Origin of the sequence: Chryseobacterium ginsenosidimutans, assembly GCF_039536845.1 — a bacterium.
Classification (GTDB): domain Bacteria; phylum Bacteroidota; class Bacteroidia; order Flavobacteriales; family Weeksellaceae; genus Chryseobacterium; species Chryseobacterium ginsenosidimutans_B.
The window spans coordinates 1,337,630-1,361,755 of the sequence record NZ_BAAAZJ010000003.1; the positions used below are offsets into that span (position 1 = coordinate 1,337,630).

28 protein-coding genes and 1 pseudogene are annotated in these 24,126 nt (G+C 34.3%); 14 read left to right on the forward strand and 15 right to left on the reverse strand.

Annotated features, from left to right (window positions below; translation table 11 throughout):
* Positions 1-125 precede the first annotated feature (125 nt).
* Together ABD745_RS06285 and ABD745_RS06290 are read right to left on the reverse strand one after the other, a co-directional pair.
* Positions 126-1,091: a DUF6268 family outer membrane beta-barrel protein gene (locus ABD745_RS06285; protein ID WP_344826849.1), complete on the reverse strand. Its 966-nt coding sequence runs from the start codon at positions 1,089-1,091 to the stop codon at positions 126-128.
* A 2-nt stretch (positions 1,092-1,093) separates the two neighbouring features.
* On the reverse strand, positions 1,094-1,522 hold the full coding sequence (locus ABD745_RS06290) for a hypothetical protein (protein ID WP_344826852.1): 429 nt from the start codon (positions 1,520-1,522) through the stop codon (positions 1,094-1,096).
* A 193-nt stretch (positions 1,523-1,715) separates the two neighbouring features.
* On the opposite strand from ABD745_RS06290, the gene ABD745_RS06295 reads away from it, so the two are divergent.
* Both ABD745_RS06295 and ABD745_RS06300 read left to right on the forward strand, forming a co-directional pair.
* Positions 1,716-2,792: a sensor histidine kinase gene (locus tag ABD745_RS06295; protein WP_344826855.1), complete on the forward strand. Its 1,077-nt coding sequence runs from the start codon at positions 1,716-1,718 to the stop codon at positions 2,790-2,792.
* Positions 2,789-3,514, forward strand: coding sequence for a LytR/AlgR family response regulator transcription factor (locus ABD745_RS06300; RefSeq protein WP_344826857.1), 726 nt, complete (start codon positions 2,789-2,791; stop codon positions 3,512-3,514). The genes ABD745_RS06295 and ABD745_RS06300 overlap by 4 nt, the downstream gene beginning before the upstream one ends.
* Here ABD745_RS06300 and ABD745_RS06305 read toward each other — a convergent pair whose 3' ends face one another.
* The 3 genes from ABD745_RS06305 to ABD745_RS06315 all read right to left on the reverse strand — a co-directional run bounded on the left by ABD745_RS06305 (position 3,515) and on the right by ABD745_RS06315 (position 5,961).
* A complete protein-coding gene (locus tag ABD745_RS06305; protein WP_344826859.1) occupies positions 3,515-4,606 on the reverse strand; it encodes a hypothetical protein in 1,092 nt (363 codons plus the stop codon). It lies immediately after the preceding gene.
* A gap of 8 nt (positions 4,607-4,614) precedes the next feature.
* Positions 4,615-5,355, reverse strand: a complete 741-nt coding sequence (locus ABD745_RS06310) for an endonuclease (protein WP_344826861.1) — start codon at positions 5,353-5,355, stop codon at positions 4,615-4,617.
* A gap of 63 nt (positions 5,356-5,418) precedes the next feature.
* Positions 5,419-5,961: a hypothetical protein gene (locus tag ABD745_RS06315; protein ID WP_344826864.1), complete on the reverse strand. Its 543-nt coding sequence runs from the start codon at positions 5,959-5,961 to the stop codon at positions 5,419-5,421.
* Between the two features lie 161 nt (positions 5,962-6,122).
* On the opposite strand from ABD745_RS06315, the gene dgt reads away from it, so the two are divergent.
* Positions 6,123-7,478: a dGTP triphosphohydrolase gene (gene dgt / locus ABD745_RS06320; protein WP_344827213.1), complete on the forward strand. Its 1,356-nt coding sequence runs from the start codon at positions 6,123-6,125 to the stop codon at positions 7,476-7,478.
* A gap of 3 nt (positions 7,479-7,481) precedes the next feature.
* Here the strand turns inward: dgt and ABD745_RS06325 are convergent, their stop codons facing one another.
* The 6 genes from ABD745_RS06325 to ABD745_RS06350 form a co-directional block, all read right to left on the reverse strand.
* Entirely contained in the window at positions 7,482-8,558 is a 1,077-nt protein-coding gene (locus ABD745_RS06325; protein ID WP_344826866.1) for an NAD(P)H-dependent flavin oxidoreductase, read from the reverse strand.
* 29 nt (positions 8,559-8,587) lie between these two features.
* Entirely contained in the window at positions 8,588-8,968 is a 381-nt protein-coding gene (locus ABD745_RS06330; protein WP_344826869.1) for a nuclear transport factor 2 family protein, read from the reverse strand.
* Positions 8,969-9,039: 71 nt separating this feature from the next.
* Complete coding sequence (locus tag ABD745_RS06335) at positions 9,040-9,771, reverse strand: SDR family NAD(P)-dependent oxidoreductase (RefSeq protein ID WP_344826872.1); 732 nt, start codon at positions 9,769-9,771, stop codon at positions 9,040-9,042.
* Positions 9,772-9,778: 7 nt separating this feature from the next.
* Positions 9,779-10,000, reverse strand: a complete 222-nt coding sequence (locus tag ABD745_RS06340; protein ID WP_344826875.1) for a tautomerase family protein — start codon at positions 9,998-10,000, stop codon at positions 9,779-9,781.
* A 30-nt stretch (positions 10,001-10,030) separates the two neighbouring features.
* Complete coding sequence (locus ABD745_RS06345) at positions 10,031-10,564, reverse strand: YceI family protein (protein ID WP_344826877.1); 534 nt, start codon at positions 10,562-10,564, stop codon at positions 10,031-10,033.
* A gap of 110 nt (positions 10,565-10,674) precedes the next feature.
* Positions 10,675-11,247, reverse strand: a complete 573-nt coding sequence (locus ABD745_RS06350; protein WP_344826880.1) for a Crp/Fnr family transcriptional regulator — start codon at positions 11,245-11,247, stop codon at positions 10,675-10,677.
* Positions 11,248-11,434: 187 nt separating this feature from the next.
* Here ABD745_RS06350 and ABD745_RS06355 point away from each other — a divergent pair, with 187 nt between their 5' ends.
* Positions 11,435-12,385: an SPFH domain-containing protein gene (locus tag ABD745_RS06355; RefSeq protein WP_047400092.1), complete on the forward strand. Its 951-nt coding sequence runs from the start codon at positions 11,435-11,437 to the stop codon at positions 12,383-12,385.
* Positions 12,386-12,420: 35 nt separating this feature from the next.
* Here the strand turns inward: ABD745_RS06355 and ABD745_RS06360 are convergent, their stop codons facing one another.
* Positions 12,421-12,768, reverse strand: a complete 348-nt coding sequence (locus ABD745_RS06360) for a DUF4377 domain-containing protein (protein WP_344826883.1) — start codon at positions 12,766-12,768, stop codon at positions 12,421-12,423.
* Between the two features lie 136 nt (positions 12,769-12,904).
* Between ABD745_RS06360 and ABD745_RS06365 the strand changes: the two genes are divergently transcribed.
* Positions 12,905-14,926, forward strand: a complete 2,022-nt coding sequence (locus tag ABD745_RS06365) for a hypothetical protein (protein ID WP_344826886.1) — start codon at positions 12,905-12,907, stop codon at positions 14,924-14,926.
* Between the two features lie 779 nt (positions 14,927-15,705).
* On the opposite strand, the gene ABD745_RS06370 is transcribed toward ABD745_RS06365, so the two are convergent.
* Positions 15,706-16,020, reverse strand: a complete 315-nt coding sequence (locus tag ABD745_RS06370) for a winged helix-turn-helix transcriptional regulator (RefSeq protein WP_344826887.1) — start codon at positions 16,018-16,020, stop codon at positions 15,706-15,708.
* 124 nt (positions 16,021-16,144) lie between these two features.
* Between ABD745_RS06370 and ABD745_RS06375 the strand changes: the two genes are divergently transcribed.
* The 6 genes and pseudogenes from ABD745_RS06375 (at position 16,145) to ABD745_RS06400 (ending at position 20,162) form a co-directional block, all read left to right on the forward strand.
* Positions 16,145-17,014, forward strand: a complete 870-nt coding sequence (locus ABD745_RS06375; RefSeq protein WP_344826890.1) for an SDR family oxidoreductase — start codon at positions 16,145-16,147, stop codon at positions 17,012-17,014.
* A gap of 185 nt (positions 17,015-17,199) precedes the next feature.
* Positions 17,200-17,319 (forward strand): winged helix-turn-helix transcriptional regulator, encoded by a 120-nt coding sequence (locus tag ABD745_RS06380; protein ID WP_344826892.1) that lies wholly within the window; start codon positions 17,200-17,202, stop codon positions 17,317-17,319.
* 261 nt (positions 17,320-17,580) lie between these two features.
* Entirely contained in the window at positions 17,581-18,168 is a 588-nt protein-coding gene (locus ABD745_RS06385) for a Crp/Fnr family transcriptional regulator (RefSeq protein WP_344826895.1), read from the forward strand.
* Between the two features lie 82 nt (positions 18,169-18,250).
* Complete coding sequence (locus tag ABD745_RS06390) at positions 18,251-19,003, forward strand: SDR family oxidoreductase (protein WP_344826897.1); 753 nt, start codon at positions 18,251-18,253, stop codon at positions 19,001-19,003.
* A gap of 244 nt (positions 19,004-19,247) precedes the next feature.
* A pseudogene (locus ABD745_RS06395) lies at positions 19,248-19,797 on the forward strand (DNA-3-methyladenine glycosylase I).
* A 2-nt stretch (positions 19,798-19,799) separates the two neighbouring features.
* Positions 19,800-20,162, forward strand: a complete 363-nt coding sequence (locus ABD745_RS06400; RefSeq protein ID WP_344826899.1) for a hypothetical protein — start codon at positions 19,800-19,802, stop codon at positions 20,160-20,162.
* A gap of 5 nt (positions 20,163-20,167) precedes the next feature.
* Here the strand turns inward: ABD745_RS06400 and ABD745_RS06405 are convergent, their stop codons facing one another.
* Positions 20,168-20,440 carry a winged helix-turn-helix transcriptional regulator gene (locus ABD745_RS06405; RefSeq protein ID WP_344826901.1) on the reverse strand — a complete coding sequence of 91 codons (273 nt, stop codon included), beginning with the start codon at positions 20,438-20,440 and terminating at the stop codon, positions 20,168-20,170.
* A 135-nt stretch (positions 20,441-20,575) separates the two neighbouring features.
* Entirely contained in the window at positions 20,576-21,046 is a 471-nt protein-coding gene (locus ABD745_RS06410; RefSeq protein WP_344826904.1) for a winged helix-turn-helix transcriptional regulator, read from the reverse strand.
* Between the two features lie 452 nt (positions 21,047-21,498).
* Between ABD745_RS06410 and ABD745_RS06415 the strand changes: the two genes are divergently transcribed.
* The 3 genes from ABD745_RS06415 to ABD745_RS06425 are packed head-to-tail and all read left to right on the forward strand — an operon-like array spanning position 21,499 to position 23,611.
* Positions 21,499-22,677, forward strand: coding sequence for an acetyl-CoA C-acyltransferase (locus ABD745_RS06415; protein ID WP_344826906.1), 1,179 nt, complete (start codon positions 21,499-21,501; stop codon positions 22,675-22,677).
* 28 nt (positions 22,678-22,705) lie between these two features.
* Positions 22,706-23,425, forward strand: a complete 720-nt coding sequence (locus ABD745_RS06420; protein WP_344826909.1) for a hypothetical protein — start codon at positions 22,706-22,708, stop codon at positions 23,423-23,425.
* A 9-nt stretch (positions 23,426-23,434) separates the two neighbouring features.
* Positions 23,435-23,611 carry a hypothetical protein gene (locus ABD745_RS06425; protein ID WP_344826912.1) on the forward strand — a complete coding sequence of 59 codons (177 nt, stop codon included), beginning with the start codon at positions 23,435-23,437 and terminating at the stop codon, positions 23,609-23,611.
* Positions 23,612-24,126: the final 515 nt, after the last annotated feature.

Genomic DNA, 24,126 nt, shown 5'->3' on the forward strand with positions numbered 1-24,126 from the left:
CTGTAGCAAATAGAAATTTTAAATGGAAGGAAACCATGATAATCTATCTATCAATGCTGATGCAGCTTATATTTGAGTCAATCTTAAGATTATGGCTTTATCAAAAGGTTAAATCAATCGATTGATTAATTTTTAGGCTTTCCGAAAGGATTGTAAGAAATTCCGATATTGAAATAGAAAGAAGGTTTGTATTTTGCTTCGAAAATATAATCTTTAAAAGATTCCTGTTTCTCAAAAACTCTGGCATTCGGAGTTGCTCTGATTCCTGTTTTCAAAGTTCCGATGAAATATCTTCCCAAATTATGTTCATAAATTGCCCCGGAATTGATTTCCAATTGTCTGTATTCATAGGTTTTTTCTGATTGATATAGGTAAAAAGAGGTATTATCCATTTCTGTTCCGAAAGAAATTCTTCCGTTTGAAAAAACGTCTTTTCTTACCAGAATCTTTTTCGGCAAAATAATATCTGCAACCCAGCCATTATCGAATTTATGTTCATAAGTAAAGATCGGAAGAACAGGAATTTGTGAACTCGGATCAATAAATACAGCAGCTCCCAGTGTCATTTTGGTTTTCAGATTGGCTTTTAAAACTACAACTCCGGTAAGCATTCCACGGATTCTTTCAAAATGCTGCTCACTTCCATCCACAGAAACCGAAGCGGAATAAATGGCAATTTTATTAAATAATTTAGAATAATAACTTGCATTAATGGCTTCAGAATGATAATGATAGTCATTTTTTTCCTGATAACCGGAAACCGGGATTTCTGTGTTTATAGAAGTATAACGATAGTTTAAAGAAGTACTTAATAACCATTTCCTGTTTTTGACGAAATAAATATTAGCATTGGCTTTTATCTGATGAAAATCCTTTACTTTATTTTCCGGTAAATCATTTCCGTTAAGATTTGAACTGAATTTATAAGGTGTTGTTTGGGAGAATTCTAAGTTGAAATCACGCGCTTGCGGAAATTTATCAGCAACAAATGCCCTTACTTTTAATGGAATACTGTCTCTTTTCTGAGCATAAACAATATTCTTAAAAGGAAGAATAGCAAACGGTATAAAAGCTTTTCTAAATATTTTCATAGTTATTTTAATTCTTTAATAGTTGACTGGAAAAAATTGAATCGAAAAATTTTATCATAAAAAATTTCAATGCTGTTTTCTATGATGAATTCAAAATATTGCTTAGAATTGGAGATGGAATTTTCTTCTACAAAAACAAACCAGATTTCCTTTAAATGATTGTTTCTTTTAAAACTTTCAAAAAAATTCAGGTCTAAAGAAATCGGATGTTTCAAATCGTAGAATAAAACTCCTTTTTTAGTGCTGTTTTCTTCAATAATATTGATTGGATGGTTGATATAATTAATAATTTTAATCTTAGAATTATAGCAATCAATAAAATGATGCAGGTCGATAAGCTGGATTACTTTTTCTTCTTGTTGGGAATCGGTCATATAAAAACATTCTATTGCAATTTGTTCTGTGAGTTCCTGGAAAACGGTCAGTTCCATAAGTGAAAATTTTACAGGACAAAGGAATAGAAAATCATCTCCCGGAAATTATTTTTTATACGAAACTGGCAGGATTTTATACGAAATCCTGATGCTTTAAAATTTGTATAATAAAATGCGGATTTTGTATAATATTTTAATTAAAGCTTTCGTTATAACGTATTTTTGCAGTGTATAAAATAGTTTGAAAAGAATGAAATACGATTCTCAGAATTTTAAAGAAACACTTGTAATGGATTTTCTCGTTGAAGACCGTTTCAGGTTTTTGAGACATTTTTTGTTCCTTATTTTTTTCTTTTTGTTGATCTATAATGCGAGATTTTGGCATTGGTATTCGGGAGTTTATCAGTATTACATCCTGTTTTTTGTGTATGTTCTGCTAATTGCAATGGTATATATCAACATATATGTATTGGTTCCGTTTTTTTTCTTTAAAACCCGTTATTTAACGTACTTTATTCTTCTGATTATACTTGTAGTTGTTGGTCTTAACTCAATTGGTTATTGCTTTGACACTTTTTTCTCCAAATTTAGAGTGATAAATATTCGTAGGGAAGGAGAAAAAGGCGGCATGTATGAAGGTTTACTAATGTGTATTCCTATTATTCTGACTACAACAACGATGAAACTTTTACAAAAATGGATAAAAGATAGCCAGAGAATTACGGAACTCAATAGTCTTACACTGAGAATGGAACTCAATGAGCTTCGAAATCAGATTAACCCTCATTTTCTGTTTAATATGCTGAATAATGTAAAAGCATTGATAAGAACCGATCCCGAAAAAGCAACGACCGTTATTATGAAATTATCCGAATTTTTAAGGTATCAACTGTATGAAAACGGAGAAGAAAAGACTTTGCTGACTTCAGAAATCGATTTTCTTTCCAACTTTATTAACCTTGAAAAAATAAGAAGAGAAGATCTTTCTGTGGATATTTTGGTTGATATTGACAAAAAAACGATGAACAGTATTTTTATTCCGCCGAATATTTTTACAACATTTGTGGAAAATGCAGTAAAACACAGTGTTGACATCAGTGGGGAAGGACATTACATTAAAATTGATATTGAAATGGAGGATCAAAAATTACATTTTAAATGCATCAATTCTAAGAATTCTGATTTTCCTGTCTCAGATAAAAATTACGGTGGTTTGGGATTGGTGAATATCAAAAGAAGATTAGAATTATTGTATCAAAATACACACGAACTGGAGATTATTTCTACTGATAAAGAATATATTGTAAACCTAATTATTCCTGTATGAATTGTATAATTGTAGATGATGAACCGCTGGCAAGAGCGGAAATGCAGTCGTTAATTAAAGAAGTTTCGCAGATTGAAATTCTCGGAAGTTTTTCAAATGTTCCTGCTGCAATCGAATTTTTAAAAACAAAAGAAATCGATTTGATTTTTCTTGATATTGAAATGCCAGTAATTTCAGGATTGGAATTTGCAGAAACGCTGCCAAAGGATACTTTAATAATTTTCACAACAGCTTATTCGCAATATGCATTAAAAAGTTATGAACTTGATGCGGTTGATTATTTATTAAAACCCATCGAAAAACAAAGGCTTGAAAAAGCAATCAGTAAAGCTGTTCTTTACAAAGATTTGCTATCGGGCGAAACGGTAAAAAATACCGTAGAATCAAATACTTCTGATTTTTTATTCATCAAAGCAGACAGAAGGTATTATAAAATTAACTTTTCCGAGATTAAATTTATTGAAGGCTTAAAAGATTATGTCGTTATTCATACACAGACTCAAAAGCTTATTACAGCAATGAATTTGAAGACAATTCACCAGAAAATTCCTGCAAATATTTTTTTGAGAGTGAGCAAATCTTATGTTGTCAATATTCATTTTATTGATTCTTTCGACAATCATAATATCTACATTGTTGATGCGGAAATTCCCTTGGGAGAAGTGTATAAATCTGAATTTTTTAAAGCGTATTCCGGAGGTTCTCTGAATATTGATAATTAATTAAATAGCGTAAGTTGACTGTTTTGATAAAATCCATTTTCCGTTTTCGTAAACAGCTTCAACGAAACCACCACCTGCACCGCTTCCATAATTGATAAAGAATTTTTTACTGTCTTTATCCTTTTTAATTTTTCCTATATAATCGGGAAACATACCTAATTTGTAATCAGATTTTAAGTTAAATCTCTCTTTTTCAGGATAAACGAGCACTTTTACGTGAGTTGGATTAATTTTTTGGAAGTAATCGCAATCCGAAAAATATCCGGTAAAGGAGTAATTATTTTTGGAAAAATCAAAGTTATTATGATCATGATCTATAATTTGAGAATACAAATCAGAGAATTTGGATTTCTCTGATTTGTATAACGGATTGATATCTGTAAAATCCGAAATCCCATCATTATCTGTGTCTGCAAAGTTTGGATTTAATAAAATTAACTTTTCAAATAAATCGTTGAAACGGTCTTTATCACTGTCTTTTCTTACCTTATCAAGATTGATTTCAAAAACAAGCTGATCTTTTACGGCTTCAATTGGCGGAGCAAAAGGATAACCCCACTGTTCACTAATTCTTATAAAACTTCCATAAGCCAGAAGTTTGTTTCCGGAAACAAAATTTTCAGGCTGATTATTATTAAAATGAGTAAAATTGCTCAATCCTAAATAATATGCATTCGGAATACTGTTTTTAACTTCAAGTAACCAATATCCAAACTGATTTTCGCCAATTCCGTAAATATTATTATTCTCTTTCTGAATATTTTTGTAGAGAAACTGTTCGCCAAAATTTTTTCTGAGAACACCAAATTTTGTATTATATTCCTCTGTTCTTTTATTCCACGCATTTTCATCATCTTCGAACATTATTTTCCTATAATCATTAACCTCTTCCTCATAAGTTTTGAAATTTTTATTGATACTGAACTTTACATGAGAAAGATTTGCCTTTAAGATTTCTTTAGGACTGTCAAGTTTAAATTCTTCCGGTTTAGTATTTTTTTCTTTGCCGTTTTCAAAGCAGTTTTTTTCTGTTTCATATTGCTTACAGGAAAATAACGAAATTAGCAGAATAGATGAGTAAAATAATTTCATAAAAATTGTTATTTTTGATATAATTTCTGGTCTTTTTCACAGAAAAAACTTGTTCGTTTGCCAATTCCTGTGTCTTTTTTTATAATTTCTGCGCCACATTTCGGGCAGTTTTCTCTGTGATAAACCTGAAAATGTCTTTTCAAAACATTTGCTTTTTTCCATTTTTTGAAATCAAAACTGTAATTTCTGGCTTCATCAATTAATTCTTTCAATTTTTTTGGAGGTAAGTTTCCAATCAGACTTTCAGGATGAACTCCAATTCTGAACAAAACCTCATTTTTGATAATATTTCCAACTCCTGAGAAAATATCCTGATCCATCAAAGCATCACAAACCATCATTTTAGGATTCGATTTCAATTTTTCTTTGGCTTTTTCAGGATCCCAATCGTCGCTCATGACATCGGCTTTCCAGTCAATTTTTAATAAAAATTCTAAATCAACAAGCTTGACGTTACAAGTATAGAAATACATTCCGCCTTCTTTGAAAATCAATGATAATTGCAGTTGTTGATGAGGTTTTGTCTGTTTATCAATCTCATAAGATCCAAACATTAATAAATGAATTCTAACCGCAATATCGTCAAAAACCAAATAGGTCTGTTTTCCAAAGGTTTTGATCTCTTTTAAAATCTTTTTTACTAAAATATCCTTGTCAAATGGAGCATTTCCGGAAGCTTCCAAAACTTTTTTTTCTGCAAATTTTTGCAGATCTTCTTTCATTAATACTATCGTTGGACCTTCAGGCATTTTTTAAGTTTAGATTTTACACAACAATAATTTTGCCATGAAAAAATGTAAATAAGTTAAAATTTACCAATGCAAATCATTAAACATCTCAATATATTTTTCCTTAAACATTTTCTCAGCATTTTCAGGAAAAGGAAAGCCATCCGGTCCTACATAAATTTGTTTTGTATCAAAGTCTTTATTTAAAATCCGAATTTGATTGTATTTTGTTAGCCAAACATCGAAATGTTCAATCAGTTTTGTTGCTTCATCCAGTAATTCGGGTGGGAGAGAATGCCCGTTATTGATCAGTAAATCCCGAATATGCTGATTGGATTTTAAGATAATTTCATCTTCATAAAACTGATCATATTTTTGGATTTTAGAATATTTATTTTTAAAAGCAAGTTTCAGTCGATTCAAATGAATATAAACCTGTCCTAATAGTTCCACGGTATTTTTTCGCCATTCAAAATAGGAGTTATCTTTTTTTGATAAAGCTTCAAACTCTCTTTTCATCAGTGAATTGTGCCGTTCAGTTCTTTTATGGAAAAAATAAGCGATGATTGCTGTGAAAAAAGCAGTGACAATCGTACTTCCCAGTATTTGTTGCAGTAATTCTGACATGATCGTGTTTTTGGTTATTAGTAATTATAAAGTTAGGATAAAATAGAGGGAAATTTTTCAGGTATTTTTACGGAAAAATAGAAGTTGTAAATAAGAGTTTTTTAGAAAAAATCTTTCGATTAGTTCATAAAAAATAAAATTTGGAGTAATTTTGAAGAATGATGAACTTAAACCAGATTTTCACCAATCAGCGTACAGGAAACAATCCGCATACAAAGGCTTCAAGAACGGATTTTCAGAGAGATTTTGACAGAATTATTTTTTCATCTGCTTTCAGAAGGCTGCAAAATAAAACGCAGGTTTTTCCGCTTCCGGGAAGTGTTTTTGTACACAACCGTTTGACGCATTCGCTGGAAGTTTCGTCTGTTGGAAGAAGTTTGGGAAGTATTATCGGTGAGTTTATTCACGACAGTTATAAAAATGATTTAACGGAAGATTCCAGGAATTTTTACCTTCACAATTTAGGAAATGTAATTGCGGCTGCATGTTTGTGCCATGATGTTGGAAATCCTGCTTTCGGACATTCCGGTGAAGACGCGATTGCGAGTTATTTTGACAGAAATGAATCAGATTTAAAACCAAAATTCAACGAAAAAGAATGGGCAGATCTCGTTAATTTTGAAGGAAATGCTAATGCAATCAGGGTTTTAGCGCAGCAGCAGCAAGGAAAAGATGCAGGAGGAATTCAACTGACGTTTTCTACTTTGGCGAGTATTGCAAAATATCCGTGCGAAGCAATTGCCAAAAAGAAAGGTATTATTCACCGTAAAAAATTCGGTTTCTTTCAAAATGAAAAAGATATTTTCCTTGAAATTGCAAAAGGAACGAATTTAATTTTAGAAAACGAAGAACCATATATTTTCAAAAGACATCCATTTGTTTGGCTGGTAGAAGCTGCAGACGATATTTGCTACAACATTATCGACATGGAAGATGCTCACCGATTGGGTATCGTTTCGACAGCAGATTGTAAGAATTTATTTTTCGAACTGGTAAAATCTGAAACAGACGATGTCGACAGAATCGAAAGAAAACTGAGTTCAATTTCCAATGAAAATGAGCAGATTTCTTATTTAAGAGCGAAAGTGATTAATGCATTAATCAATAAATCGATTGAACTTTATAAAAGTAATTTTAATACAATCCTTGAAGGAAATTTAGATAAAGGGCTTCTTGATATTTATAAGTCTGAAAATAATGCTCTACAAGATATAGAATCTTTCTCTATCGAAAAAATCTATAATCATAAAGCGGTTGTAGAAATTGAAAATGCAGGTTACAACGTAATGTACGAATTGTTGGATCATTTTATTCCGTCGATTTTAAAATCTGAAGAAAATGTAAAATCTTACGATATAAAAGCATTAAAATTAATTCCGAAACAATTCATTTACGAAAACGGAACCGATTATCAGAAAGTTCTCGGGGTAATCGATTTCGTTTCCGGAATGACCGACAATTATGCGACCGATCTTTACAGAAAAATCAAAGGAATCGACATCGGAATGACGGTGTAATTTCTATTTATTTAATAATTCAGAAGCCTCTTCGATTAATGATTTCATTAAAATTGAGGCTTTTTTATGCTTCAAAAGCGGTGCAATCTGGCCGGACCAAAAGAAAACAAAATCATTTTTTTGTTGTTCCAGAGCGGCTTTTCTCAATGCTCCCATGAAAGTTGTCTGCAAAGGAAAAGGTAACGTTTTGTCTGTCGCAGCCAATACATCTCTCGTGATTTTAGTGGTAATTCCACGTCCTAATCTTCCGGTGTAAGCTCTGGAAAGTGTGGTAGATCTTGCGGCATCGGAGAACAAAAATTCTTTGTGAATAGGCAAAGCTCCGGATTCTTCGGTGGCTAAAAATGCAGTCCCGATTTGTACGGCTTCAGCTCCCAAAGTGAAAGCTCCGGCAATTCCGCGACCGTTGGCAATTCCTCCGGCTGCAACAACAGGGGTTTTTACTTTATCTTTAATCAACTGAATTAATACAAAAGTTCCCGTTGTAGAAAGTTCAGATTTATCCAGAAAAGAAGGTCTGTGACCGCCACTTTCGAAGCCGGAAGCAACAATTACGTCAACTCCCAATTTTTCCAAAGCAATGGCTTCATCTAAGGTTGTTGCGTTTCCGAAAACAATGGTTCCCTGTTTATGAAGGTCTTCAATGATATTCACATCTAAAAGCCCAAACATAAAGCTGAAAACTTTAGGTTTAATATCAAAAACCACCTGCAGCTGATTTTGAAATCTCGATTCAAAAGAGGATGGAGGTGCAGGAATTTCGGTATTTAAAAGATTAAAATAAGGTTTAAAAGTCTCAACCGCTTTTTCATATTGCTTTTTGGTATATTCTTCATCGATGATATCGTGATCATTTACCCAAAGGTTGAGGTTGTATGGTTTGTCTGTTTTTGACAGTATTTCTTTATGAATATCATAAATTTCCTGAGGTGATAAAGTATAGGCTCCGAATCCACCCAAACCGCCTAGATTACTCACTGTTGTCGTCAGTTCAACCGTAGATAAACCTCCGCCAAAAGGACCTTGCATAATGGGATATTCAATTCCCAGTAATTCTGTAATTCTATTTTTATTCCACATGATTTTGATGATTTTGGTTAAAAATTGAGTTAAGGTTGTACGTCGGTTAAGGTTTTATTGACAATGAGCCATTCATCATTAATTCTATTTAAAGTTATAAAATTATAGTAATTGAAATCATACATTTTTACGTTTAATTTTGCTGTGGCAATCGAGTTAATCACGTCAATTGAGATAATTTTCGCGTTGAAATCTTTTCCTGATTTTTCAGGACTTACACGACTTCCGACCCCTTCAAGATATTGTGCTGCAGTTTTAAAATAAGGAACCCCTTTTATGTCTCCGAAAAGTAACGCATCTTTATAAAAAGCTTTTTTGAGAAGTTCTGTATTTCCTTCAAAAATTCCTTTGAAATAATAGTTTTCAATCACATTTCTTATTTCAGTTTCCTGTGTTTGATCTGTTTTCATAACACTTGTTTTTTGTGCATGACTGTTCAATGGAAAACAGAACAGCCATGCGATTATTAATAAAGTTTTCATTATAAATTATGTCCGGCTCCCATACCTCCGTCAACGTTGATGATGGCTCCGGAAATAAATTTGTTTTTAGCAATAGAATGAATCATTTGTGCAACCTCTTCCGGTTCTCCGATTCTGTTGATCAGATGTATCCCTGCATTGTTGTCAATAGTTTCATCGTGCATCGGTGTTCTGATTAATCCGGGTGCAACGGTGTTTACTCTGATGTTATCCTTCCCAAATTCTGCAGCCAATTGTAATGTTAAAGCATGGATTGCTCCCTTGCTCGATATTGGTGCTGTCGATGGAGATTGAGCAATCGCGTGGTAAACCAAAGGTGTTCCGACATTGATGACCACTCCGTCTTTTTGTTTGATCATTTGAGGAATGACCGCTTGTGTCGTGAAGAATGTTCCTTTTAAATTGGTTGTTAAAAATTTATCCAAATATTCTTCTGTAACGTCCAGAAATGGCTTGTTATCGTAAATTCCGGCATTGTTGACAAGTACATCAATCGAACCGAATTTTTCAAGAGCAGTTTTTGCCAATGCTTCTCCGGTTGATTTATCTGCAACGTTTCCCGCAACCATTGCAAGATTTTCTCCTGTTTCCAATTCCTTATAAACTTCCTGCAATTTTGATTCTGTCTGTGAATTAATCACCACGTTGTCACCTCTCTCCAAAAAATAACGGGCAACTTCCAAACCGATTCCGGATGATGCACCTGTTATGATTACTGTTTGTTTTTTCATTTCTGATTTACTTTTTTGGGGCTGTTGAAAATCCTTTTTCCTTTAACACAGAAACCTGTTCTCCGGCGTATCCCCAGTTATCATCTTCGATTTCGTTGATCATAATGTGTGTTAAATGCGGATCTTTATTCAAAACGGTAGTGATAACTTCACTGATTTTTCTGATTAATTCCTGTTTTTTTTCACGATTGATATCTTCGCGTAAAACATCTATTTTAATGAATGGCATGATGTTAAATTTTTAAATATGATTAATAAATTATTGTGCGTCTGCAACTAAATGTACATTCAAATCGAAATTGTTGTAGATCAAAGTGTCGCCAAGATTGGCAAAGAAATTTGATGATCTGAATTTGATATTAAATTTTGTTCTGTCGATCACAATTTTAGCGTCTAAAACTGCAACGTTGTCTGTTTTTACAATTTGTAAAGTAGTATCAATTGAATGAGTAATTCCTTTAATTGTAAGATCTCCTTTTACGTAATAAAGGTTATTATCGCCTGGCTCTGCATGTTTGATTTCGAAAACTGCATCTGGAAACTGATCAGAATTAAAGAAATCGTCTGAGGCCAAGTGACTGGCAAATTGCGCATTTGTTTCAGCATCTTCAACATCAAGAATTGTAATTGATCTTGTGTTTATTACAAATTTTCCTGATAGAAGATTATTGTTTTCAAAAGTGAAATCTCCGTCTTTTACTTCGATTGTTCCGTTGTGGGCCCCGGTTACTTTTCTTCCGATCCATTCCACTAAACTGTTTTTACTGTTTACTTTAAAATTTTTTGTATCCATTTTGATTGGTTTTAAATGTTGATACAAAGTTCAGCCGTACGGAAGAATAAGTTACGTGATGTACATCACGAAATATAGGAAAGTTTATACTGAGTTTTTAAAGTAATTAATTATTGATGAAGTCTGCTTAAAGTCTCTCTCGTAACACCCAAATAGGCAGCAATCAGATGTTTAGGAACTAAGTTGTATAATTGAGGATACAAAGCCATAAGCTCTTCATACCTGAATTTTGCGTCGTTATTCATGAAAGAAAGCAAACGTTTTTGGGCTGCAACATAACCTTTATTTGTTCGCCACCTGAAAAAATGTTCCACTTCATGGATTTCACTGCAGATCTTTTCCCTGTCATCATTTGAAATAGATAAAATACTTGCATTGGTAACGCAATCAACGTTGATGGTTGCTCTGTTTTTGCTGTAAAGTGCATCAAAATCAGTTACCCACCAATTTTGCATAGCAAACTGGAGAATAAACATTTTCATATTGTCATTAAGATAAAATGCTTTCAGACACCCGTCTAAAACGAAATACTCATGATCTACAAAATCTCCTTCTGTGATCAGCATTTGTCCTTTTTTGAGGTTGATCATATTAAAATGCCCGAAAACATACTCAAACTGATCTTCAGTAAGAGTCGTAAATTTGGAGATATGCCCTTTTAATATTTCTTTAACATCAACCATAATGGATTATTAGTAATCAAAATTAAGTTTTTTCTTAAAATAATTTTAACTAAAAATTTAAATATTGAGATCAATTAAAATGTTTTGAATTTCAATATTTTAAAACGCATTATAGCATTATCGTCGGATCTTTTTTCTTATTTTTAACAAAACATAAATTATTGCTACTCATTAAAAAAATCAAATTATGGCATATTTAGGAATTATTATTTTCATTGGGCTTGTTACGCTTTTTGCGTCATTTTTTACAGTAAAGCAGGAAACAGCAGCAATTGTTGAGCGTTTAGGGAAGTTTCACTCAGTTCGTCACGCAGGATTGCAATTGAAAATTCCTTATTTAGATAAAATTTCTAAAAGAATGAACCTTCGAATTCAGCAGTTGGATGTAATGATCGACACCAAAACACTGGATAATGTTTTTGTGAAAATGAAGATTTCTGTTCAGTTCCAAGTGATTAGAACACAGGTTGGAGACGCTTTTTATCGACTTGAAAGTCCCCATGACCAGATCACTTCTTATGTTTTCGATGTGGTGAGAGCGGAAGTTCCAAAATTAAAACTGGATGACGTTTTTCTGAAAAAAGATGATATTGCGGTTGCGGTAAAAGCAGAACTTCAGGAAGCAATGCAAAGTTACGGTTATGATATTATCAAAGCTTTGGTGACAGATATCGATCCGGATGAACAGGTAAAACATGCGATGAACAGAATCAACGCTGCGGAAAGAGAAAAAACAGCTGCAGAATACGAATCTGAAGCACAGAGAATCAGAATTGTAGCCGTTGCAAAGGCTGAAGCTGAATCCAAAAAACTGCAGGGACAAGGTATTGCAGACCAAAGAAGAGAGATTGCAAAAGGTCTTGAAGAATCTGTAAGAATGCTGAATAATGTTGATATTAATTCTCACGAAGCTTCTGCCTTAATCGTGGTTACACAACATTATGATACACTGCATTCTGTGGGAGCGAGTAGCAGAAGCAATCTTGTTTTACTGCCCAATTCACCAACAGCGGCAAGTGGAATGCTGAATGATCTTGTTGTAGCGATGACTACTGCAAATACAGTAGGAGAGGCGACTAAAGGAAATTATCCTAAACCTCAGAAAGATCACGATCACAATACGAACAGCAATCTGTAAAAATAATAAACCTCCGAAATTTGGAGGTTTTTTTATTATTTCTTTGTTTTAGAAATCTGTTTTACCAGAGTATATTTTATTGAAGATCCGTCTGCGGGTGGGGTTGCAATTTTTTCTGTTTTTACTTTTAAAACATATTGATAACCTGGTTCGTAGGTAAATCCTTCAATATTACTGTAAAAATTTGTCCATTCTCCGGAAGCATTTTCTTTTACCTGAAGACATTTCATTGGCGCTACTCCTGTGCAGTCTGCTGTTTCTGGTCCTACGATGAATGTTTTTTCATTTTCGTTGGAAGCGGCGGCTGTTGGTGTACATTGTGCCAATACAAATATGAAAACTGCGGAAAATAATGCTTTTAGAATTGTTTTATTATTTTTCATAAGTCAAACTTTAGAACTGAGTGACAATTTTTGTGCCGAAAGTAAGTTATATTAACATTATTGGCTCTTGTTTTTTACTTTTTAAATAGTTAATTTGACCTCCCTTTTATACCAAATACACAAAATAGTAAATAATATGGATAAGCAAATTGAATTTGAAAATTACAAAATTCGTCAGCCTGAAATATGGGCAGGAAATATTGATGACAGAGAGCTCACGGAACGAATCAGGGATTCTGAGTTTGCAAGGAAGCAGAACGATACCGGAAAGGATTATTGTTATTTTTTAGATAAAAAATATTATACAAGCAATACTGAAAATGGGGAATACTCTTGTATGGCTTATACTTTAAACGAACCTGCAAATCTTGAAAGAGCATCCGTTTCTGATATTGTCGTTGAGGAAAATGAGGTTTATAATATTCATCGGATCAGTGTTTTGAGAGACGGCGTGTTGATTGATAAAATTCCAGATACCAAAATAAAAGTTCTGGACAGTGAAAACCAAAGCAGTGGAGGAATTTTGAGCAGTAATAAAAAAATTAATATTACAATTAAAGATCTCAGGCTTTATGATGTTTTGATTTTGGAAGATTCCAGATTGAAATCTTTTACAGAACGAGATTTTTTAAGAAAAGAGTTTTCGAAATATGTTTGGGTAAGTCCGGATAATTATTGGGCTTACGGAAATTATAAATTTACTTTTATCAACGACAGAGAAGAGAAAATTGCTTTTAAAAAAACTTTCTTCAGAGATGAAAACGGTGTTGTTTTACAACCTGAAATAAATTATTTAAATAAAGGTGAAAAATTTGTTTTTGAAAAACAGAATTACATTAATCCGGTAGATGCAAGCCGCGAAATTTTCCCCTATATAGATTTTGCTACGGATAATAGCTGGAAGGATCTTTCGAACTATATTTCCTCAATTTATAATGAAATTTTTAATACTGCTTCACTCAAAGATTTTGCGCCTAATTTAATTGAAAAATTGGATGAGATTTCTGATTTGGATGAGAAGATTCAGTTTGCTGTTGAATATGTTCAGAATAATATTTATTACATTTTCAATGCGGATGAAATGAACGGTCATAAACCGCAGGAACCGGCAATAACTTATGAAAATAAACAGGGCGATTGTAAGGCAAAATCTGTTTTATTAAAGGCAATTTTGGATTATATCGGCGTAGAATCTTCAATTGTTTTGGTAAATTTTCATACTGATTTTTATATTAAATATTATTTGCCGTCGTTACTTACATTTAATCATGCGATTGTAAAGATCAATTATAAAAATGAAGAGTTTTTTGTTGATGCAACGGTTCGTGATGAATTTGGGCTGCTGGGAAATCGCGGATTTACCTATTTTATGCATTATCTTGAGGTAAAACCAGATCAGGAATTAAAGATCAGGAAGCCGCACAAATATCCTTATTACTGTATTGATGAAAAAGTTGATTTTAATGTTCAAAATACAATTGGAAAGATCGTTTTAACAACAACTTATAAAGGAAATCGTGCCAATGCAATGCGACGATATTTCAAAAATACAAACAAAAGAGAGGTAATAGACAGCTGGAATAATTTCTTGTTTTACAGCTTAAATTACTCCAACGACAGAAGCGGAACGGATGTCAGAAATATCTTTAAAGATGCTTCAATAGACATTATAAGTGATGATAAAAAGCTGAATGAGTTTAAGATTCAGTATAAATCGACGGTTGAAAATCCGTATTATACTGATCCTAAAAATGATCGTTTCTTAATGTATTTTGATCGAAATGTGGTGAAAGCAAGTGCAAGAGATTTCATGCATGAAGATCTTCCTTTCTGGCATAACTTCGATAGTGAAAAGTATGAAATTAATCTTTATACCGATCAAAAAATCGATACACAGGAAAAATATACAATACAGGAAAGTAACATCAATAATCCATATTTTGATTTTATAAGCAGAAAGAAAATAACTAAAAACGGAGCAACAATAAATATTGAATTTAATCCTTTGGTTAACCTTGAAATTCCTCAAAATGATTTTGAAAAATTCAAGACAGATCATCATACGATTGCAGATAGTAATTTCGGTTTGGGAATTGATATTATCGAACCTGGATTGATGAATATGCTGAAGTTTAGTTTTAAGAAGAGGTTTAAATAATAATTTTAGGATTGTTTCAAACTTTTATCTACTTTAAAAAGTTTATTACGTGGATAATCATATTTAGTCATTAAAAAGGCGTCATTTTAAATTACTTCACTATTTGTATTTTGACTTGCTTAATTGCAAAAACAAACAACCTACTATTTTACAGTAGGTTGTTTGTTTGTTTGTTTGTTTGTTTGTTTGTTTGTATTGTGAACTTGACAGGATCATCCTCGACTCTTTTCTTGATGAGGATGGGAGCTATGTAACCGTGATAGGCGAAATCACCTTGAAGGCTACAAATGGAACCTATAACTATTATGATTATTGCGACGTCTGGCGCTTCGAAAATGGAAAGATTGCAGAATTGAAAGCTTTTGTCATAGAAAAGAAATCTTGAGAAATTGATCATTAATGAACTGAAAGTGGCAATTGAGCTTAATTTGACCATTAAAGCTTTACTACTGTAATGGCTTAAAAAGCTTTTAAAAGACGCTAAGTAAAATAAGAGTAATAAATAAACCGGAGATTTCGCAAGGCACTACTCATGTCATTAAGAAATTATGAGCCAATGTGCTTCACTTAAAACTGACCACCATAACATATTGAGTGTAAAGATAGACGAACTGCAAAGTCTAGTTTTTTTAAGCAGTCAACCCGTAATCGCTTGGTAGTGCCTTGCGAAATCTCCATATATTTACCAGGACTGTAAAATGTAAGAACTTTAGCGTAAGCGAAATAAGTCCATAAACCGATTAACAATATCTGTTTGTTATAGTTGTTGAGTTATCATCCTAAACTTTTTCATTGTTCCATGCCGATATATAGGCTAGCAATGGACAAAGGCTTTCCCCATATTCTGTGAGTGCATACTCTACCCTCGGTGGCAGTTCCTTGTATTCTTTCCTGCTGATCAAGCCATCAGTTTCAAGTTCTCTCAGTTGTTCAGTTAACACTTTTCTTGATATAGCGGGTATCCGAACATTAATTTCCCCAAAACGCCTGACACCTTTGGAAAGCACATGTAAAATAATGACTTTCCAACGTCCTCCGAGCAGTGCTATCATCTCTATAGCAGGACAATAAGCATGATTTAAGTTGTTTTCCATTTGTTACGTTAAGGTTACCACTTTTTATTGTGTTAACGATGAGATAGGGTGGTTTATAGCATCGATTTCAGTTTCTTTGCCTGGACAAAAGTAATTGATTCTTATTTATCTTAAAACAAAAATTATGATTTTAATAACAGGTGCAACTGGTAATTTAGGCAAGGCCACCATTAATTCTTTATTGAATAAAGGCATTTCCGCAAACAATATTGCGGCATTGGTCAGAGATGAATCCAAATCGGCAGATTTTAAATCAAAAGGCATCCAGGTGAGGATTGGCGACTATCAGGATTTTGACTCTTTGAAAAGTGCCTTCCAGGATGTGGACAAATTACTGTTGGTATCATCTTCATCAGAAATAGCTCGAAGGTTTGAACAGCATAAAAACGTAATTAATGCCGCAAAGGAAACTGGTGTTAACCATATTATCTATACCAGTTTTGATATGAAAGATCTGCGTCAAAGTATAATGGCAGGAGATGTTCAGTACCATGCAGACACAAGTGATTATCTAAAACAGGCAGCTGTACCCTATACTTTGATGGATAATACACTGTATGCGGACCTGATCCCCATTATTTCCGGAAATAATATATTGGATGAAGGTATTTCCATCCCTGCCGGAAACGGGAAGACACCTTTTTTACCGATAACAGAAATGGCTGAAGCTATAGCTGTGGCACTGACTACTTCTGGGCATGAAAACAAAGAATATGTCCTCGCTGCAGAGACCGCTTTCTCCTTCGCTGAAATTGCCGATCTCATATCAGAAATTACAGGGAGAACCATAGCTTATAACCAAACCGATATACCGTTATATATTGCGCAGCTTAGGCTGCAGGGAGTTTCTGGAGATGATGCAGCGTATCTGTCAAGGTTCGCTGGAGCGATAGCTAAAGAAGAGTTCGAAACCAACAAAAGTGATGTGGAACAATTACTAGGCAGAAGTCCGATTTCATTAAAAGATTTTTTAAAAAGCATATACGGTAAATAAATCAAAGCAGTTTACATTATAGAATTAACCTCCGGGCTGGGAACTCCCGGGCGGTTATTAGTGGCTTTTTAGAGAGATTAATTTAGATCGTTACCACAAAAGATGCTGAAAAAAAAGATTTCTAAGATTCTACTTTCTTCTCATTTGATTAGTAAAATCCCTGATGCTTCACGCAGGATTTGAATATGAAATTGAAAGAATTGAAGCAGCACGAACTTGTTACGAAAAAGATTTATCCAGTGGTGCCGCCAAAAGTCGAATACTGCCTTACCGAGTTTGGCCGTACTTTGATTCCTGTAATATGAGCTTTAGGTCAATGGGCAGATGCGCATGAGGACCTTTTAAGAGCGTTGATCATTAAGAGAATTCAAGGAGAGGAAGGTTAAAAAAACTGGATTAATTAAAACCCTTATGACCTAACTTTGATTTAATCTCTTCAATAGCTTTTGAAAATTCTTGTAAGCTCATAGGTTTCCAAAAAAAATGGACTTTCGAAGATCTATCTGTGGATGCGAAAACGACATGTCAGCACTAATTAAAAAAATCGTTAATTTGTATTCAATATTATGGAAGATCTTTCGCGCTTTATCGAAAATATAAATCATAAGACCCGCCTTTCACATGAAAATATGGAGCGGCTTACTCAATCGTTCAAAGTGGTGAAAGTCAAAAAAAAGCAATTGATTATCCAGCCCGGCTTTGTTGCCAAATATCGGATCTATGTTTTAAAAGGGGCTTTTCATTCTTATGTGATAGACGATAAAGGCAACGAACATACTATACAGTTCGCAGTTGACGACTGGTGGATTTCGGATTATAACAGCTACATTCATCAGATACCTGCCACGCAATTTGTAGAGGCCTTGGAAAACAGTACAATTCTACAGATCGATCACGAAACTGAACAGCATCTGAAGAATAGTGATCTGGAATTTGCAACACTATTTTCTCTAATGGCCGAGCACACCGGCGCTTATCTTGCGCGTCGCCTCGTATCCAACCTGACGCAAAGCGCCGAAGAACGGTACAATGAATTTGTTGGCAGATACCCTCAAGTATTGCAGCGCCTGCCGCAATACGCGTTGGCCTCTTATCTGAACATGACACGCGAGTTCCTATCTAAGATCCGCAACGATAAGGTGCGGAAAAAGTGAACTAGTTCACATGTTTTTCTTAAGCTAGTTCATCTTCCCGCAATGGCGATTATCCCAACTTTGTGGTCTAAAATTTATCTATATGTCACAAAGATTGAACAACAAGGTAGCCGTTATTACTGGCGGTACCAGCGGTATTGGTTTAGCCATTGCTAAACGTTTTGTACAGGAAGGCGCTAAAGTTGCCGTTATCGGCCGTAACCAGCAAGCTATAGACAAAGCTATTGCCGAGATCGGTTCTAATGGTCTAGGTATCCAGGGCGACGTATCCAGTCTTGCTGACCTTACCCGTATTTATCAAATAGTTGCGGACCATTTTGGTAAAGTAGACACCTTGGTAGTTAATGCGGGTGTTTATATCTTAGCACCATTGGCGGATTTTACTGAAGAGCAATTTGACCAGGTTAGCGATATCAATTTCAAAGGCGCATTTTTCTCGGTACAAAAAGCGCTTCCCGTATTAAATGATGGCGCGTCGGTCGTATTGGTTTCGTCGACTGTAAACAGCAAAGGAGTTCCTAACCATGCGGCTTATTCAGCGACAAAAGCAGCAGTACGTTCACTGGCACGTAGCTTTTCTGCTGAATTGCTTGACCGCAAAATACGTGTTAATGCTTTGACCCCTGGCCCAGTTGATACCCCTGTATTTGGTACCGTCGCAGGTAGCCCGGAAGAAGCCGATGCTATGAAAGAAGCTATGGGTAATTTCACGCCGGTTAAACGCTTAGCTCAGGCAGAAGAATTAGCAGCAGCAGCCCTTTACTTAGCATCGGACGACTCAAGCTTTATGCTCGGAGCCGAACTATTGCTGGATGGTGGTGTAAGGGAGTTATAAAATTCTTCTCGAATACCGATAGGTAAATCAGATGGTTGGCAGAAATGCCATCCATCTGATTTATTATTTAATTTATACCTATGCGACCCGAGCTTAGAATATTGTCCAAATTATTAACGCTTAAGATGAGTATATTAGAATGGTTACCGGAGGAAGCCTTATAGCGTGCTGGCTGCACATTCCTTGGCATAGGATTTGAAATACCCAGATCAAAATCAGCTTAACAGAAATTAAAGAATAAAGAATGTCCTATTGTTCAGCCATAGAAACAATGCAAACCGGAGAAAAGAAAGATTTACACAAAAATTATCACGACAACTATTACGGTTTTCCAATCCATAATGATGATGAGCTGTTCGGCAGGTGATTATGGAAATCAATCAGGCGGGGTTAAGCTGGGAAACAATCTTAAAGAAAGAAGCCTCATTCCGAAAAGCATATAGCAATTTTAGCATCAAAAAAGTTGCGGCTTATACGGAAGCTGACAGAGAAAGGCTTTTGTCGGATGCTGGAATTATCCGGAATAAGCTGAAAGTAAATGCGGCAATAGAAAATGCTAAAACAATTCTCACATTACAAAAGAATTTGGCTCTTTTGAGAAATGGTTGGAGCACCATCATCCAAAAACAAAAGAAGAATGGGTAAAACTGTTTAAGAAAACATTCCGCTTTACAGGTGGAGAAATTGTAAACGAATTTTTAATGAGTATTGGCTATTTACGTGGAGCACACGATGAAAGTTGCTCTGTTTACAAACAAATCCTCATTGAAAAACCAATGTGGTTAAAAAGGTAAAAATGGAAGAACCAACAGGAAACGCATTACAGCATTATTATGAAAAGCAGGAAACAGCAATAAGAGATTGTTTGTTCGCCTTGAAATCAATTACCCTGTCGGTTGATAAAAACATTATTCACAAACGGAAATACCAAATCCCTTTTTTTTGTTACAAAGAGTTCAATCTTGGATTTTTATGGGTTCATAAAAAAAAGATTTTAGTAGGATTTGTGGAAGACAAAAAAATATTATCTGAAAAGTCATACGGACGAAAGAAAGATTCGGTTGTTACTATGGAAATCGACCCACTCGCGGATATACCAATTGAGGTAATCAAACAGAATTTTGTGCAACTGATTAATAAATACAACCTCGTTTCTTAATCAGTTTAAATTTTATGTTTAATGCCAAATTGGATAATTTGATTGATAACCGGAAGTAATTCTTTTCCTTTATCTGTTAGCGTGTATTCGACTTTGGGCAGGATTTCCGGAAAAGCATTTTTTTGGACTATACCTTTATCGTAAAGAAACTTTAACTGGCCAATCAGCAATTCCCACCACACACCGTTTAAGTTGGCATAACGGATAGTTCTCTCGTTAATTTGATAAATGATAAGCATTGCCCATTTCCCACTTATGATTTCAAGTGTTTTTCTCAAAGGACAATTTTCATCGGAAATTTAATTTCATTTTTATTATGGTGATTAGTTGTTCTCAGAAAGAATTGAAGAAGAAGACGAATTTTGGAACAGTGCTTCAAAATAAGAATTAAAAGGGATTGGACCATTCAGCTTCTAATCCCTTTTTTGTGTACCATTATTTGAGTCCTCTGTTTGTTCCAGGCTTTTCATTACGCTTTTATATTTTTTGGTAAACTTTGTTGTCAGTTGTTTAATCACTTTTGCTTTGTCCTTTCTAAGCTCAATACCAAGTTCTTTTCTATATCCATTTATATTCCTTGCAGCACCCCACATCGACATCTCTATGACCACCGGAATAAGGCTGATTCCTTCCTCGGTCAGACAATAGCCAACCCTTGCTTTTCCTGGCACAGGGTATTTTACAATAAAACCTTCCGCTTCTAACATTTTCAACCTATTGGTTAATATATTGGTTGCGATTCTCTCATCCGAACTTAAAAAATCGCCAAATGTATATTTATCATTTAGTGCGATATCTCTTATAATCAGCAATGCCCATTTATCTCCAAAAAAATCCAGACAGTAACTTATAGGGCATTCCGAACGTTTTTTTACTTCTTTCATTAGTTTATGTATTGCATAATGCAAGTGCAAAGTTATGATTTTTTATTTTTAAAATCAACTAGCCAAATTGAATTAGCAGTCTTGTTTCTATCCGTTTGTAATTTTTTTTAGAGACCAAAGATGAGTAGATTTCGACTTAAAACCCTTTTATAGTGTTGTTTTAAGCATTGTTGGACAGATGTAAAAAATCTTAAAATTTATTAATCTATTAATTCAACTTGCATTTTGAAAGTTTTATTCTATATATTTGCACTTGTTGTTTGCAATTGTAAAATCACATGTTACTAAGTGTATTATCACTTTTAATAAGCTGATTATTTCCAAACAAAGCAACAGCATCCTAAAATGACATTTTATCACTTGCAGGATCAAAACTGCAAAAAATGAAAATTGAATATAAAAAACAGTGAACATTAATATACCGAATGGTATTTTTAAATAATAATAAGATTATGAAAGAAGTATTTATCGTATCTGCTAAGAGAACGCCGATAGGAAGCCTTTTAGGAAGCTTGGCAGGATACAGTGCAACCCAATTAGGCAGTATTGCTATTCAAAATGCTCTCGAAAGCATTTCCTTAAGTCCGGAATGGATTGACAGCGTTTATATGGGAAATGTATTGAGTGCAGGTGTCGGACAATCACCTGCAAGACAATCCGCAATTTTCTCAAAAATCCCATATGACAAAGATGCTACAACCATCAATAAAGTATGTGCTTCGGGAATGAAAGCAACAATGTTGGGAGCACAACAGATTCAGACAGGGTTAGAAGACATTGTAGTTACAGGTGGTATGGAAAGTATGAGTAATGTACCACATTATGCCTTTTTGAGAAACGGTACCAAGTTAGGAAATGTAACACTCACGGACGGTATGACCAAAGATGGTTTGTGGGATGTTTACAATGATTTTCATATGGGAAGTGCAGCAGAATTAGGTGTTAAAAAATACGGACATACAAGACAGGAAATAGATGAATACGCCTTACGCTCTTACAAAAAAGCACAAAATGCAACAGAACAAGGCAAATTCAAAAATGAACTGGCAACTGTAAGTGTTCAGGAAAAAAAAGGAACTGTTATCATAGATAAGGACGAAGATATTGATAAGCTTATCCCCGAAAAAGTATCACAATTAAAACCTGTTTTTGAAAAAGACGGATTACTTACTGCTGCCAATTCCAGCAGTCTAAATGACGGTGCAGCAGCATTATTACTGGCTTCAGAAGAAGCTGTACTAAAATATAATTTAAAACCCTTAGCAAAGATTGTATCATATGCTGATGCGGCCCAAGCACCTGAATGGTTTACGACTTCTCCTGCCATTGCCATTCCGAAAGTATTGAAACAGGCAAACTTGAATATTGCCGACATTGACTATTTTGAAATCAACGAAGCCTATGCTTCCGTTATTCTTTCCAACCAACAAATTTTAGACTTCGATATCAATAAAGTAAATGTCTATGGTGGAGCTGTTGCATTAGGACATCCAATAGGAGCTTCGGGGGCAAGAATTATTGTGACACTGCTAAACGTATTGCAACAGGAAAAAGGAAAATATGGTGTTGCTGCTATTTGTAATGGTGGCGGTGGAGCTTCTGCTATTGTAATCGAAAATCTGAATAACTAAAAAAATTAAATAATAAAAAACAAAAAATATGAACAATCTACTAGAATTTACTATTAAAGCTCACGGAGGGCTTACTCATTGGAATAAATTTAAAAATGTTTCCGCACATCTGAATGTAGATGGAATGACTTGGGTACGAAAACAGCAGCCGGGAATTTTAAAAGATGTAAACGTATCCGTTGAAATAGAACAACAATTAGTTTCCTTTCAGTCTAAAGATCAAAAATGGAAGACGTTTTTTGATTCGCAACGTATAGCCGCAGAAACAGACGAAGGAAAAAGTATTGAAGAATTACTTAATCCAAGGCAATCTTTTGAGGGACACACTAGAGAAACACCTTGGAGTCGCTTACAAGCTTTCTATTTTGCCAGTTATGCAATATGGATCTACTTTAACGCTCCTTTTTGCTTTGCACATCCTGATTATGAAGTAACAGAAATTGAACCTTGGGAAGAAAACGGAGAAACCTTTAGAAGATTGCAAGTAACATTTCCGGATTATTTGGTAACACACAGCCGTATCCAGACCTTTTATATTGATAAAGCAGGATTAATCCGCAGACACGATTATAACGTAGAAATCTCTGAAAATGCAGCAGGAGCACACTATCTATATGATTATGAAGAAATACAAGGAATAAAATTCCCAACCAGAAGACAGGTGTTTATTCGTAATCAGGATAACACGACCATACAACCTGAACCAGTTTTGGTCTTGATAGACCTTAGTGAAATCACTCTCAAGTAAAACAGCACGATGAATATAAAAAAGGTTGCAATAATCGGGTACAACCGCATTCCTTTTGCAAAAAACAATACAGCATACATTACCCGGACCAATCAAGATTTGCTTTTAGCAGCTTTAAACGGTTTGGTAGAAAGATATGATCTTACGGGCAAATTGATTGACGAAGTTACATTATTTCCCTTTTAAGACCGGAATGCTCTTTGTCTACTCCGGAGTTCTTTTCATATTCTCATCATTTTTATCTATCCGATTGGTAAATAAGTTCGGTAAAATTCCTATACTAATTGGAACAATATTATTGATATGTGGCTATATCCTACAAACTTACTTGTTTGACAATGAGGTATCCGCAAAGATATCCGATTAAACGCTTTGCACTTATAAAAATGTAACCACCACTAATGCAGTAGGTTACAGCATAATTGTGTAGTTAAATGAGACTATAAATGGATTGACGGTTTTAAAATTAAAATTTTTTTCCAATTCTACATTATGACTGTAATCATAAAAATTGACTTCCACCTGAAATTGCGTTTTGTTGTCGTGTCATTTTTTATCGTTATCCTTTGAATGCAAAGACGATCTTGTAAATTAGGCTTAAAAAAATTTATTAACGCTTAATTTGTGTAACATGATGATGATAGATCAGTACAGAGCTGAAGTACGGAGATTTTACAATACCGAACATCGACAACTGGTAA